Here is a 13,866-nt window from a genome sequence, read left to right as displayed (position 1 = left end):
GTAAGATTTGACGAAGTACTAGTAAAAAGGGCATCATTTGATGCCCTTTTTCTGCGTTGTATTGTGTGTTGTTTTATTTTTCTTCTGAATTAATAAGAAAATATAGAGTACAGCGCAGACAAATTAGCAAATAGCTGGTTTATAGGATGAAGAGAGTAGGGTATATTTACTCTTGTTTTTGAATTTCTGTCTAATGATGGAAAATGATTTTAGTTATGTCACAGGTTGGTTTATGAAAACAAATACTGAGACGACAGAAACTTCAGGCGCAGCTGATACAATTAAGTGGTTACTAGTTTTAGTTCTACTTTCTGCTGCGGTAATTGGTAATTATTTACTAGCTGATCTGTCTGTTGTTATTCGAGCTGCCAGTGTAGTTGCATTAATTGCTGCTGCTGGTGGTATTGCTGCTTTCACAGCAAAAGGTCAAACTGCAATTGCATTTGCTCGTGAATCAAGAATGGAAGTACGTAAAGTTGTTTGGCCTACACGCCAAGAAACAACACAGACAACTTTCATTGTTCTTGCTGTATGTATCGTTATGGCCCTTATTTTATGGGGTATTGATGGTATCATGGTAAGACTAATTGGCTTAATCACAGGTGTTTGAGGATAAGTGATCATGAGTGAAGCTCCAAAGAAACGTTGGTATGTAGTTCAAGCCTTTTCAGGTTTTGAAGGTCGTGTATCACAATCGCTACGCGAACATATTAAAATTCATAACATGGAAGAGTTATTTGGCGAAGTACTTGTACCAACTGAAGAAGTGGTAGAAATGCGTGCCGGTCAACGTCGTAAAAGCGAACGTAAATTTTTCCCTGGTTACGTGTTAGTGCAAATGATCATGAATGATGAATCATGGCACTTGGTACGTAGTATTCCACGTGTTATGGGATTCATTGGTGGTACTTCAGATCGCCCAGCACCTATCACAGATAAAGAAGCGGATGCTATTTTGAATCGTCTTGAACAAGCGAGCGAAGCTCCTCGTCCTAAGACGTTATTTGAAGCTGGTGAAGTGGTTCGTGTTACAGAAGGCCCATTTGCTGACTTTAACGGTACTGTTGAAGAAGTCGATTATGAGAAGAGTCGCATCAAAGTATCTGTTTCTATCTTTGGCCGTGCAACTCCAGTTGAACTAGAGTTTAGCCAAGTAGAAAAAAACTGATCGAAAAATCATCAAAGCTATTGTAAAGCGCGCGAATTATTATTATAATTTCGCGCGTTTTTGTTAACGGGGAGCTAATCCAGTTGGATGGCGATTGAACCCAAAATTAGGAAATATTATGGCTAAGAAAGTTGAAGCTTATATCAAACTGCAAGTTGCAGCAGGTATGGCGAACCCAAGTCCACCAGTTGGTCCTGCTCTAGGTCAACACGGTGTGAATATCATGGAATTCTGTAAAGCGTTTAACGCAAGAACAGAATCTGTTGAGAAAGGTCTACCTACTCCAGTTGTTATCTCTGTATACAGCGACCGTTCTTTTACGTTTATTACTAAGACTCCACCTGCTGCTGTTCTTCTAAAGAAAGCTGCTGGCGTTAAGTCTGGTTCTGGTCGTCCAAATTCTGAGAAAGTTGGTACTATTACTGACGCTCAAATACAAGAGATCGCAGAAACTAAAGCTGCGGACATGACTGGTGCTGACATTGAAGCTATGAAGCGTTCAATTGCTGGTACTGCTCGTTCAATGGGTCTAGTGGTAGAGGGTTAATAAAATGGCTAAACTTACTAAGCGTATGCGTAATATCCGCGAAAAAGTGGAAGTTACTAAAGACTACGAAATCAACGAAGCTGTTGCTCTTCTTAAAGAATTAGCTACTGCTAAATTCAATGAAAGTGTTGATGTTGCTATCAACCTTGGCATTGATGCACGTAAATCAGATCAAAACGTACGTGGTGCAACTGTGTTACCTCACGGTACTGGTCGTGATATCCGTGTTGCTGTGTTCACTCAAGGTGCAAACGCAGAAGCAGCTAAAGAAGCAGGCGCTGATCTAGTAGGTATGGAAGATCTTGCTGAACTAGTTAAGAAAGGCGAAATGAACTTTGACGTTGTTGTTGCTTCTCCAGATGCAATGCGCGTTGTTGGTCAACTAGGTACAATCCTAGGTCCTCGCGGTCTTATGCCAAACCCTAAAGTTGGTACTGTAACTCCTAACGTTGCTGAAGCAGTTAAAAATGCTAAAGCTGGTCAGGTTCGTTACCGTAACGACAAAAACGGCATCATCCACACTACTATTGGTAAAGTGGACTTTGATGCTGCTCAACTTAAAGAGAACCTAGAATCTCTTCTAGTTGCACTGAAGAAAGCAAAACCAACTTCAGCGAAAGGTACTTTCGTGAAGAAGGTAAGCATCTCTACTACAATGGGTGCTGGTGTATCTTTAGATCAAGCGACTCTAAATACACAAACAAACTAATTTGCAAAGGTGGGAAATTCATGTATAATTTTCCGCCTATCAAATTTATGGTTGGGGCTATTTGATTTTTAATTAAATAGTCTCCGTCCAAGACCGTAGGCGCTCGAAAGAGCTTAATAAATCCTGCGTAGACGGTGCCCGAACTAAAAACTAGTTTTTAAAATTGGTTTTCTGGGAATGCATCGTAATTACTCTCCTACAATTTTGTAGTGAGTGGTGTAATCACAACCAGAGGTTAATCCAAATGGCTTTAAATCTTCAAGACAAAAAAGCAATTGTTGCTGAAGTCAACGAAGCAGCCAGTGGTGCACTTTCTGCAGTTGTAGCTGATTCTCGTGGCGTTACTGTTGGCGCGATGACTTCTCTACGTAAACAAGCGCGTGAAGCGGGTGTTTACATGAGAGTTGTTCGTAACACTTTAGCACGTCGTGCAGTAGAAGGTACTCAGTATGAATGTCTACAAGACACATTTACTGGTCCATCTCTACTTGCATTCTCTAACGAGCACCCTGGTGCTGCAGCACGTCTTTTTAAAGACTTTGCTAAAGAGAATAAAGACTTCGAGATCAAAGCTGCTGCATTTGAAGGCGTAGTTACTGATGCTGATGTACTAGCGACACTACCAACTTACGACGAAGCTATCGCACGCTTAATGATGTGCATGAAAGAAGCTTCTGCTGCTAAACTGGTACGTACTATCGCTGCTGTTCGTGATCAAAAAGAAGAAGCTGCGGCATAAGCCCTGCTTTATTTGATTACAAAATAAATTATTGTTGACTTAAAAGAGAATTGTTATGTCTATTACTAACGAGCAAATCCTAGACGCAGTTGCAGAAATGTCTGTAATGCAAGTTGTTGAGCTTATCGAAGCTATGGAAGAAAAATTTGGTGTTTCTGCTGCTGCTGCAGTAGTTGCAGGTGGCGCAGCTGCAGGCGACGCTGCTGAAGAGCAAACTGAATTTGACGTTATCCTAACTTCTGCTGGCGCAAACAAAGTATCTGTAATCAAAGCAGTACGTGGCGCTACAGGTCTTGGCCTGAAAGAAGCTAAAGGTCTTGTAGACTCAGCTCCAGCACCTCTAAAAGAAGGCGTTGATAAAGCTGAAGCTGAAGGTCTTAAAGCACAGCTAGAAGAAGCTGGTGCGACTGTTGAAATCAAGTAATTATTACTTAGTTTCATAGCCTAACGGCTAATGGCTGGTGGTTTATTAACCACCGGCCTTTTTGCGCTGTAGGGTTTAGGGGAATTTCACACTGTTTAAAGTCCCTATATCCGAGCAAAAAACATAGTCTCAATCAGAGATTATGTCCTACAGAAAACAGTGTTATTAGTCACTGTCCCAACCTTTCGAAGGCGGACGGTTCGGGTCACTTATCAGCGAGCTGAGGAACCCCATGGTTTACTCTTATACAGAGAAAAAGCGCATCCGTAAGGATTTTGGTAAGCGTCCACAAGTGTTGGACATACCATACTTGCTATCGATCCAGCTTGATTCTTTTACTAAGTTTATCGAGCAAGATCCTGAAGGGCAATACGGTCTTGAGGCTGCTTTCCGTTCTGTTTTTCCAATTCAGAGCTACAACGGCAACTCTAAGCTAGAATACGTTAGCTACAATCTCCGTGAGCCAGAATTTGATGTTAAAGAATGTCAAATCCGCGGTGTTACATATTCTGCACCACTACGCGTTAAATTACGCTTAGTTGTGTATGATAAAGATGCACCTGCAGGCACGGTAAAAGACATTAAAGAACAAGAAGTCTACATGGGCGAAATTCCGCTTATGACAGACAACGGTACTTTTGTAATCAATGGTACTGAAAGGGTTATCGTATCCCAGCTGCACCGCAGCCCAGGTGTCTTCTTCGACAGCGATAAGGGTAAAACCCATTCATCTGGTAAAGTTCTTTATAACGCACGTGTAATTCCTTACCGTGGTTCATGGTTAGATTTCGAATTTGATCCTAAGGATAACTTATTCGTACGTATCGACCGTCGTCGTAAATTACCAGCAACGATCATCTTACGTGCACTTCGTAAGACAACAGAAGAAATCTTAGATCTATTCTTTGATAAAGTTGTATTTGAAGTGAAAGATCAAACGCTAATGATGGAATTACTTCCTGAGCGTTTACGTGGTGAGACTGCAACATTCGATATCGAATCGAACGGCAAGGTTTATGTTGAAGCCGGTCGTCGTATTACTGCGCGTCACATTCGTCAATTGACGAAAGACGAAGTAAATTATATCGAAGTACCAGTGGATTATATCGTAGGTAAAGTGGCTTCTCACGATTATGTGAATGAAGACACAGGTGAGATCATTATCGCGGCTAACCAAGAGTTTAGCTTAGAAGATCTTGCTAATTTATCTCAAGCTGGCCATAAGAAGATCGAAGTATTATTTACCAATGATCTTGATCATGGTGCATACATTTCAGACACATTACGTGCTGATTCAACTGTTGACCGTCTATCGGCTCTAGTTGAAATTTACCGAATGATGCGCCCAGGCGAGCCACCAACAAAAGAAGCTGCTGAATCATTATTTGAAAGCCTATTCTTCTCTGAAGATCGCTATGACTTATCGACTGTTGGTCGTATGAAGTTTAATAGCTCAATTGGCCGTGATAATGACGAAGGTAATGGTATTCTTGATGAGAAAGATATCATCGAGGTTATGCGTAAGCTGATCGATATTCGTAACGGTAAAGGCGAGGTTGATGATATCGATCACCTTGGTAACCGTCGTATTCGTTCTGTTGGCGAAATGGCAGAAAACCAATTCCGTGTTGGTCTAGTTCGTGTAGAACGTGCTGTTCGTGAGCGCTTAAGTCTTGGTGACCTTGATGCGATCATGCCTCAAGATCTTATCAATGCTAAGCCGATTTCAGCTGCAGTTAAAGAATTCTTTGGCTCTTCACAGCTATCTCAGTTTATGGATCAGAATAACCCATTGTCAGAAGTTACGCACAAGCGTCGTATTTCTGCATTAGGTCCTGGCGGTCTAACTCGTGAGCGTGCTGGTTTCGAAGTTCGTGATGTACACGCGACTCACTACGGTCGCCTATGTCCAATCGAAACACCTGAAGGTCCAAACATCGGTCTAATTAACTCATTGTCAGCATTTGCACAATGTAACGAGTATGGTTTCCTAGAAACTCCATACCGTCGTGTTGTTGATGGTGTTGTTACTGAAGATGTTGATTACCTATCTGCTATCGAGGAAGGTACTTTTGTTATTGCACAGGCGAATGCCGTGTTAACAGAAGAAGGTACTTTCGCTGATGAATTAATCATCGCTCGTCAGAAAGGTGAATCTGGACTGCACCCACGTGAACACATCCAATACATGGATGTCGCGACAAACCAAGTTGTATCTGTAGCTGCATCGCTTATCCCGTTCCTAGAACACGATGATGCGAACCGTGCCCTAATGGGTGCGAACATGCAACGTCAAGCCGTTCCTACACTAAGAGCTGATAAGCCTTTAGTTGGTACTGGTATTGAACGTAATGTAGCTGTTGACTCAGGTGTAACTGCTGTTGCTAAACGTGGTGGTATGGTTCAGTCAGTAGATGCTTCTCGTATCGTTATTAAAGTGAACGAAGAAGAATTGGTACCTGGCGAAGCTGGTATCGATATCTACAACTTAACTAAGTACACTCGTTCTAACCAAAATACGTGTATCAACCAACGTCCTACAGTACTTCCTGGTGAACCTGTAACTCGTGGTGATGTACTTGCTGATGGTCCTTCAACGGATCTTGGTGAGCTTGCACTTGGTCAGAACATGCGTATCGCGTTCATGCCTTGGAATGGTTATAACTTCGAGGATTCAATCCTTGTATCTGAGCGTGTAGTTCAGGAAGACCGTTTCACGACAATCCATATTCAAGAACTATCTTGTGTGGCTCGTGATACTAAACTTGGTTCAGAAGAGATCACTGCAGATATCCCTAACGTAGGTGAAGCTGCACTGTCTAAACTTGATGAATCAGGTATTGTTTACATTGGTGCTGAAGTTAAGGGTGGTGACATCCTAGTTGGTAAAGTAACGCCTAAAGGTGAAACTCAACTGACTCCTGAAGAGAAGCTACTACGAGCTATCTTCGGTGAAAAAGCATCTGATGTTAAAGATTCTTCTCTACGTGTACCAAACTCTGTTTCAGGTACTATCATTGATGTACAAGTATTTACTCGTGATGGTGTTGAAAAAGACAAACGTGCTCTAGAAATCGAACAAATGCAGCTTAAAGAAGCTAAGAAAGACATCACTGAAGAATTCCAGATTCTTGAGGGTGGCTTATTAGCACGTGTTCGCACACTTCTACTTGCTGCAGGTACTTCTGAAGTTAAGCTTGATGCGATGGATCGTAAGCAGTGGTTAGAAATCACTCTTGATGATGAATCTCAACAAAATCAACTTGAGCAGCTTGCTGAGCAATATGATGAGCTTAAAGCAGAGTTCGATAAGAAATTCGAAACTAAACGTCGTAAGATCACTCAAGGTGATGATCTTGCACCGGGCGTACTGAAAATCGTTAAAGTTTACCTAGCGGTAAAACGTCGTATTCAGCCTGGTGATAAGATGGCGGGTCGTCACGGTAACAAGGGTGTAATCTCTAAGATCAACCCTGTTGAAGACATGCCTTATGATGAAAAAGGTCAGCCAGTAGATATCGTACTGAACCCACTGGGTGTACCTTCTCGTATGAACATCGGTCAAATCCTTGAAGTTCATATGGGTCTTGCTGCGAAAGGCGTTGGTGATAAGATCAACCAAATGCTTAAAGAGCAACAAGAACTACATAAGTTCCGTAACTTCTTACAAAAAGTATACGATCTTGGTGAAACTCGCCAAGAAGTAGACATCGCTGCATTGTCTGATGACGAAGTTCGTACATTAGTTAAGAACTTACGCGGTGGTTTACCAATCGCAACACCAATCTTTGATGGTGCTCCAGAAGCATCAATTAAAGAGCTATTAAAACTTGTTGATCTGCCAGAGTCTGGTCAGTTGAAACTGTTTGATGGTCGTACTGGTGATGCGTTTGAGCGTCCTGTAACTGTTGGTTACATGTACATGCTAAAACTAAACCACTTAGTTGATGACAAGATGCACGCACGTTCTACCGGCTCTTACAGCCTTGTAACTCAGCAACCACTTGGTGGTAAAGCTCAGTTCGGTGGTCAGCGTTTCGGTGAGATGGAAGTATGGGCACTTGAAGCATATGGTGCTGCATATACTCTACAAGAAATGCTAACCGTTAAGTCGGATGACGTGAACGGTCGTACTAAGATGTATAAGAACATCGTAGATGGCGATCATCGTATGGAACCAGGTATGCCAGAATCATTCAACGTATTGTTGAAAGAAATCCGCTCACTTGGTATCAACATCGAGTTAGAAGACGAAGAATAATCTCATTGAGATTGTCCGGTAGAATATAAGGCGCTCGCCGAGCGCCTTTTTTCTCCTTACAGGAGCCGAATGTGAAAGACTTATTAAAGTTTCTGAAAGCACAACATAAGACTGAAGAATTTGATGCAATCAAAATCGGTCTTGCTTCACCTGACCAAATTCGTTCATGGTCTTTTGGTGAAGTTAAAAAGCCAGAAACAATCAACTATCGTACCTTTAAGCCAGAACGTGACGGTCTTTTCTGTGCACGTATCTTTGGCCCAGTTAAAGACTACGAGTGCTTATGTGGTAAATATAAGCGCCTGAAGCACCGTGGTGTTATCTGTGAAAAATGTGGCGTAGAAGTAACGCAAACTAAAGTTCGTCGTGACCGTATGGGCCACATTGAACTTGCGTCTCCTGTTGCACACATCTGGTTCCTTAAGTCACTTCCATCTCGTATTGGTTTGTTAATGGACATTCCTCTACGTGATATCGAACGTGTACTTTACTTTGAATCATATGTGGTTACAGAGCCAGGTATGACTGATTTAGAGCGCAGCCAACTTCTTTCAGAAGAAGAGTACCTTGATAAGCTAGAAGAGTTCGGTGACGAATTCACAGCTAAAATGGGTGCTGAGGCGATTAAAGACTTGCTTGGTTCTATGGACATGCAAGCTGAAATCGAGAACATGCGTGAAGAGCTAGAAACAACTAACTCTGAAACAAAACGTAAGAAACTGACTAAGCGTTTGAAACTTGTAGAAGCATTCGTTCAATCTGGTAATAACCCAGAGTGGATGATCTTAACTGTTCTACCAGTACTTCCGCCAGATCTTCGTCCTCTAGTACCACTAGATGGCGGCCGTTTTGCTACGTCTGATCTAAATGATTTATACCGTCGTGTGATTAACCGTAACAACCGTTTGAAGCGTCTTTTAGACCTAGCTGCACCAGACATCATCGTACGTAACGAAAAACGTATGCTGCAAGAGTCTGTTGATGCGCTGCTTGATAACGGTCGTCGTGGTCGTGCGATTACAGGTTCTAACAAGCGTCCTCTGAAATCTCTTGCTGATATGATCAAGGGTAAACAAGGTCGTTTCCGTCAGAACTTGCTTGGTAAACGTGTAGATTACTCTGGTCGTTCTGTAATTACAGTAGGTCCATACCTTCGTCTACATCAGTGTGGTCTTCCTAAGAAGATGGCACTTGAACTATTTAAGCCATTTATCTACAGCAAACTAGAAGGTCGTGGTCTTGCTACGACAATCAAAGCTGCTAAGAAAATGGTAGAGCGTGAAGAAGCGATCGTTTGGGATATCTTAGATGACGTAATTCGTGAACACCCAGTACTGCTTAACCGTGCACCAACACTTCACCGTCTTGGTATTCAAGCGTTTGAACCAGTACTAATCGAAGGTAAAGCAATTCAGCTTCACCCACTAGTGTGTGCGGCATATAACGCCGACTTCGATGGTGACCAGATGGCGGTACACGTACCTCTAACTCTGGAAGCTCAATTAGAAGCACGTACCCTAATGATGTCGACGAATAACATTCTGTCGCCAGCATCAGGCGACCCAATCATCGTTCCTTCTCAGGATGTTGTATTAGGTCTGTACTACATGACACGTGACAAAATTAACGCGAAAGGCGAAGGCATGTACCTTGAAGGTTTTGCTGAAGCTGAGAAAGCATACCGTACAGGTTGTGCAGAGCTACATGCTCGCGTTAAGGTTCGAATCACAGAAGTACTTCGTGATGAAAACGGTATTGAAACTCGTGAAACTAAACTGGTTGATACGACTGTTGGTCGTGCAATGCTATGGCAGATCGTTCCTGAAGGTCTACCTTACAGCATCATTAACCAGAAGTTAGGTAAGAAGCAAATCTCTAACCTACTAAACGAAGCATACCGTACTCTTGGTTCGAAAGAGACCGTAATCTTTGCTGACCAAATCATGTACACAGGTTTCGCATACGCAGCATTGTCTGGTGCGTCTGTTGGTATCGACGACATGGTTATTCCTGATGCTAAGTACACTAAAGTGGCTGATGCAGAAGAAGAAGTTAAGCAAATTCAAGAACAGTACCAATCTGGTCTTGTAACTGCGGGCGAACGTTACAACAAAGTTATCGATATCTGGGCAGCAACGAACGAACAAGTTGCTAAAGAGATGATGGATAACTTGTCTTCAGAAACTGTGCTTAACCGCGATGGTGAAGAAGAGCAACAAGAATCGTTTAACAGCGTTTACATGATGGCCGATTCAGGTGCTCGTGGTTCTGCAGCTCAGATTCGTCAGCTAGCAGGTATGCGTGGTCTGATGGCGAAACCAGATGGTTCAATCATCGAAACACCGATCACGGCGAACTTCCGTGAAGGTCTAAACGTAAACCAATACTTCATCTCAACGCACGGTGCGCGTAAAGGTCTTGCCGATACTGCACTTAAAACAGCGAACTCAGGTTACCTGACTCGTCGTTTAGTAGACGTTGCTCAAGATGTAGTTGTTCACTTAGATGACTGTGGTACATACGAAGGTGTGACCATGATCCCTCTAATTGAAGGTGGTGATGTTAAAGAGCCTCTACACGAGCGTGTTCTAGGTCGTGTGGTTGCTGAAGATGTATTGAAACCTGGTACAGATGAGATCCTTCTTCCACGTAACACGCTTCTTGATGAGAAGCAGTGTCAAATCGTAGAAGATAACTCTGTTGACCAAATTAAAGTACGTTCTGTAGTAAGTTGTGAAGCTGACTTCGGTTGTTGTGCAAACTGTTACGGTCGTGACTTGGCTCGTGGTCACATGGTAAACCAAGGTGAGGCAGTTGGTGTTATCGCTGCTCAATCAATCGGTGAACCTGGTACACAGCTAACGATGCGTACGTTCCACATCGGTGGTGCGGCATCTACGGCAGCAGCAGACAACAGCATTCAAGTTAAAACGACTGGTTCGATTAAACTTCATAATGCTAAGTACGTAACAAATGGCGAAGGTAATTTAGTTATTACTTCTCGTGCATCTGAATTAACAGTTATTGATGAGCATGGCCGTACGAAAGAGAGCTATAAGCTATCTTACGGTACTATTCTTTCTAAGAAAGATGGTGATGCAGTGGTTCAAGGCGATAAGATCGCTTCTTGGGACCCGCATACAATGCCAATCATCACAGAAGTACAAGGTCAAGTTCAATTCGTGGACATGATTGATGGTGTTACGATCACAACTCAAACTGATGAGTTAACTGGTCTATCTTCAATTGTAATCCTTGATGCGGCTGAGCGAGCTTCTGCTGGTAAAGACATGCGTCCAACAGTGAAACTTGTTGATGCGAATGGTCGTGACATCATGATCCCTGGCACTGAAATGCCAGCACAATACTTCCTACCTGGTAAGGCGATTGTTAACCTTGCAGATGGCGGTAACGTAGGTATCGGTGAAACACTAGCTCGTATACCTCAAGCTTCAAGTGGTACTAAAGATATTACCGGTGGTCTTCCACGCGTTGCGGACTTATTTGAAGCTCGTAAACCTAAAGAGCCAGCAATCCTTGCTGAGCACGCAGGTATTGTTGCGTTTGGTAAAGAAACTAAAGGTAAAGTACGCTTATTGATCACTCGTGACGATAACGGCGAAGTTTATGAAGAAATGATTCATAAGCACCGTCAACTTAACATCTTTGATGGTGATAAAGTTGAACGTGGTGACGTTATCTCTGATGGTCCAGAAACTCCACATGATATCCTACGTTTACGTGGTATCCATGCAGTTACTGAATACATCACTAACGAAGTTCAAGAAGTTTACCGCTTACAAGGCGTTAAGATTAACGATAAGCACATTGAAACTATCGTTCGTCAAATGCTACGTAAGTGTACGATTACACATTCTGGTGACTCAACTTTCCTTGAAGGTGAGCAACTAGAATTCGCTAACGTAACGATTGCAAACCGTCTGCTTGAAGCAGAAGGCAAACAACCAGCACGTTTCGCTCGTGATCTACTAGGTATTACTAAAGCGTCTCTTGCTACTGAGTCGTTCATCTCTGCTGCATCGTTCCAAGAAACGACGCGCGTACTTACTGAAGCTGCGGTTTCTGGTAAGCGTGATGAACTACGTGGTCTGAAAGAAAACGTAATCGTTGGTCGTCTAATTCCAGCGGGTACAGGTTTCGCTTACCACCAAGAACGTCAAAAGCAAAAAGTAGCAGAGCAATCAGCTCCATCTGCTGAGCAAGCGACGGACAACTTAGCTGCACTATTAAATGCAGGTTTCTCTTCTGAAGAGTAATTGATTTAATAATCGCTAAATAAAAAGCCCTGCAGAGATGCAGGGCTTTTTTTATACGCATTAAATATCTAGTGATTTAATATTGAACGATAGAGGCTACTTGCAGAGGCCATGATCCACCTTATTGTTAAAGGTATAAATCAAGGATTATGGCATCTAGAAAATTGAGACAGCAAAGAAAATCCTATTTTTTGCAAATACGCACACCATGTATCCTATGCCCCCGGAGGATGTGCTAGGCTACTTGATATTTGCTCTATAAGCCTATCTTCCAACTCAAATCTTGCTTCAATAATCTCACCGAGAGTTGAAAAATCGTTATCAAAATCGACTAGCAGAAGCTCTTCATCTTCCTTGGCATATTTATCCGTAAAATTAAGAATAGGATCCGTCGTTTTAGTGATGTTTGCGTAGGAGTGGCTCATTTCCTCAGTTGGAGAGAATCCTGTAGCATCCCACTTTGCCATAACCATATTGTAGATTTTAAAGTGTCCTTCTGAAATGTAATCAATCAGATGCTGGGTAAAGTCTTGAATGGAAGAAAAAGAAGGCAGAGAGGTCGCTGAATTTTCAAATGGTGGAAGCCCTGCTAATTTACAGTATTCAACCAACAAATCTTGTCTAGTAGAGAGCCAGTGGTCAATAACATCGTTATTCCCACCCCATTGTTCTTGGAATTGATTTAGTTTAGTAAGCATAACGATATCCTTGTAGTTGCAAGCAATAAACCAACGTCTTATATCTATACCCAACATATTAAAATACAGTTTCAGAGAGGATCGGTTGGGTATACACTCATTACTATGTTCTTTAAGATTGCCAGTAAATATTGATGGCTGCAAGAGGGTTGTGATAAAGATGTTAAACCAACATACAAACGCGTACTGGTGTGTCGTAAATGATTCAGCAATTTGGCTAGAGGGCGGTGACCTTCCTTGCGGGAGTGCCATTGAATTTAATTTACCTTTTGAGCAAGCGGTATGCATTGGTGATTATGACGGTTTCCCTGTGATGTGGATCAATGATGAGCACATAGATCAAACCGTTGAATATACTAGCTTGAGAGACCTACTACAGATCAAAGAACCGTTATTTCTAATGATAAGTAAAGCGATTCAATATGGGTTCATGGCTCGTGAATTTCGCTTTTGCCCTCAATGTGGTGGCCGAACGCAATTAAACCTTAATCAAATTGCCATGCAATGTAATGAATGTAGAAAATTGCATTACCCTCGTATTTTTCCTTCAATTATTGTTGCGGTACGTCGAGATGACACCATTTTATTAGCGCAGCACCAACGACATAAAGGTGGATTATTCACTGTTCTTGCTGGTTTTGTTGAGGTGGGTGAAACGTTAGAGATGGCTGTCGCGCGTGAGGTGTTTGAAGAAACGGGGATTAACATCACTAATATTCGCTACTTTGGTAGTCAGCCATGGGCTTTTCCTTCCAGTTTAATGATGGGCTATATGGCTGATTATGACTCTGGAGAGATCAAAGTAGATAAAAATGAGCTAATAAAAGCGGATTGGTACCATCAAGATAATCTGCCAGAGTTAGCACCAAAGGGCACAATAGCTCGTTCGTTAATAGAAGCGACCTTTGACGAAATAGAAGCCCAGCAAAGAATTGAATAATTCGCATTTAATAGAAGATTAAGTAAATATGATCTTGATAACAAAGGTAAGCTTTTGTTCCCGAGATTGAGTGCTACAATAGCGGGAGCTAATATAAGGAAAG

At 42.2% G+C, this 13,866-nt stretch carries 10 protein-coding genes; 9 read left to right on the top strand and 1 reads right to left on the bottom strand.

The features are described from left to right. Nucleotides 1–232 precede the first annotated feature (232 nt). The 8 genes from secE to rpoC all read left to right on the top strand — a co-directional run bounded on the left by secE (nucleotide 233) and on the right by rpoC (nucleotide 12,125). Nucleotides 233–610, top strand: a complete 378-nt coding sequence (gene secE, locus PVK62_RS12645; protein WP_274442282.1) for a preprotein translocase subunit SecE — start codon at nucleotides 233–235, stop codon at nucleotides 608–610. Between the two features lie 12 nt (nucleotides 611–622). After that, nucleotides 623–1,168: a transcription termination/antitermination protein NusG gene (gene nusG, locus PVK62_RS12640; protein ID WP_060992739.1), complete on the top strand. Its 546-nt coding sequence runs from the start codon at nucleotides 623–625 to the stop codon at nucleotides 1,166–1,168. A 118-nt stretch (nucleotides 1,169–1,286) separates the two neighbouring features. Next, nucleotides 1,287–1,715: a 50S ribosomal protein L11 gene (rplK, locus tag PVK62_RS12635; RefSeq protein WP_274442286.1), complete on the top strand. Its 429-nt coding sequence runs from the start codon at nucleotides 1,287–1,289 to the stop codon at nucleotides 1,713–1,715. Between the two features lie 4 nt (nucleotides 1,716–1,719). Then, nucleotides 1,720–2,424: a 50S ribosomal protein L1 gene (gene rplA, locus PVK62_RS12630; protein ID WP_274442288.1), complete on the top strand. Its 705-nt coding sequence runs from the start codon at nucleotides 1,720–1,722 to the stop codon at nucleotides 2,422–2,424. Between the two features lie 244 nt (nucleotides 2,425–2,668). After that, the gene (gene rplJ, locus PVK62_RS12625) at nucleotides 2,669–3,163 is read left to right on the top strand and encodes a 50S ribosomal protein L10 (RefSeq protein WP_274442290.1); all 495 of its coding nucleotides are present in this window, start codon (nucleotides 2,669–2,671) and stop codon (nucleotides 3,161–3,163) included. A 55-nt stretch (nucleotides 3,164–3,218) separates the two neighbouring features. After that, nucleotides 3,219–3,587, top strand: coding sequence for a 50S ribosomal protein L7/L12 (gene rplL, locus PVK62_RS12620; protein WP_130043791.1), 369 nt, complete (start codon nucleotides 3,219–3,221; stop codon nucleotides 3,585–3,587). Between the two features lie 232 nt (nucleotides 3,588–3,819). Further along, the gene (gene rpoB / locus PVK62_RS12615; protein ID WP_274442292.1) at nucleotides 3,820–7,848 is read left to right on the top strand and encodes a DNA-directed RNA polymerase subunit beta; all 4,029 of its coding nucleotides are present in this window, start codon (nucleotides 3,820–3,822) and stop codon (nucleotides 7,846–7,848) included. A 71-nt stretch (nucleotides 7,849–7,919) separates the two neighbouring features. Next, nucleotides 7,920–12,125: a DNA-directed RNA polymerase subunit beta' gene (rpoC, locus tag PVK62_RS12610; protein WP_274442293.1), complete on the top strand. Its 4,206-nt coding sequence runs from the start codon at nucleotides 7,920–7,922 to the stop codon at nucleotides 12,123–12,125. Nucleotides 12,126–12,340: 215 nt separating this feature from the next. On the opposite strand, the gene rsd is transcribed toward rpoC, so the two are convergent. After that, on the bottom strand, nucleotides 12,341–12,823 hold the full coding sequence (gene rsd, locus PVK62_RS12605) for a sigma D regulator (protein ID WP_274442294.1): 483 nt from the start codon (nucleotides 12,821–12,823) through the stop codon (nucleotides 12,341–12,343). A gap of 160 nt (nucleotides 12,824–12,983) precedes the next feature. On the opposite strand from rsd, the gene nudC reads away from it, so the two are divergent. After that, complete coding sequence (gene nudC, locus PVK62_RS12600; RefSeq protein WP_274442295.1) at nucleotides 12,984–13,763, top strand: NAD(+) diphosphatase; 780 nt, start codon at nucleotides 12,984–12,986, stop codon at nucleotides 13,761–13,763. The last annotated feature ends 103 nt before the right edge of the window (nucleotides 13,764–13,866 follow it).

Source organism: Aliivibrio sp. S3MY1 (assembly GCF_028765575.1).
In the GTDB taxonomy this organism is placed as follows: Bacteria; Pseudomonadota; Gammaproteobacteria; order Enterobacterales; family Vibrionaceae; genus Aliivibrio.
This window is presented reverse-complemented; position numbering and strand designations above follow the sequence as displayed.

What these genes read in the sequence shown, in the direction of transcription:
- secE (WP_274442282.1), top strand. Translation starts at nt 233, where the DNA reads ATGAAAACAAATACTGAGACGACAGAAACTTCAGGCGCAGCTGATACA.
- nusG (WP_060992739.1), top strand. Translation starts at nt 623, where the DNA reads ATGAGTGAAGCTCCAAAGAAACGTTGGTATGTAGTTCAAGCCTTTTCA.
- rplK (WP_274442286.1), top strand. Translation starts at nt 1,287, where the DNA reads ATGGCTAAGAAAGTTGAAGCTTATATCAAACTGCAAGTTGCAGCAGGT.
- rplA (WP_274442288.1), top strand. Translation starts at nt 1,720, where the DNA reads ATGGCTAAACTTACTAAGCGTATGCGTAATATCCGCGAAAAAGTGGAA.
- rplJ (WP_274442290.1), top strand. Translation starts at nt 2,669, where the DNA reads ATGGCTTTAAATCTTCAAGACAAAAAAGCAATTGTTGCTGAAGTCAAC.
- rplL (WP_130043791.1), top strand. Translation starts at nt 3,219, where the DNA reads ATGTCTATTACTAACGAGCAAATCCTAGACGCAGTTGCAGAAATGTCT.
- rpoB (WP_274442292.1), top strand. Translation starts at nt 3,820, where the DNA reads ATGGTTTACTCTTATACAGAGAAAAAGCGCATCCGTAAGGATTTTGGT.
- rsd (WP_274442294.1), bottom strand. Translation starts at nt 12,823, where the DNA reads ATGCTTACTAAACTAAATCAATTCCAAGAACAATGGGGTGGGAATAAC.
- nudC (WP_274442295.1), top strand. Translation starts at nt 12,984, where the DNA reads ATGTTAAACCAACATACAAACGCGTACTGGTGTGTCGTAAATGATTCA.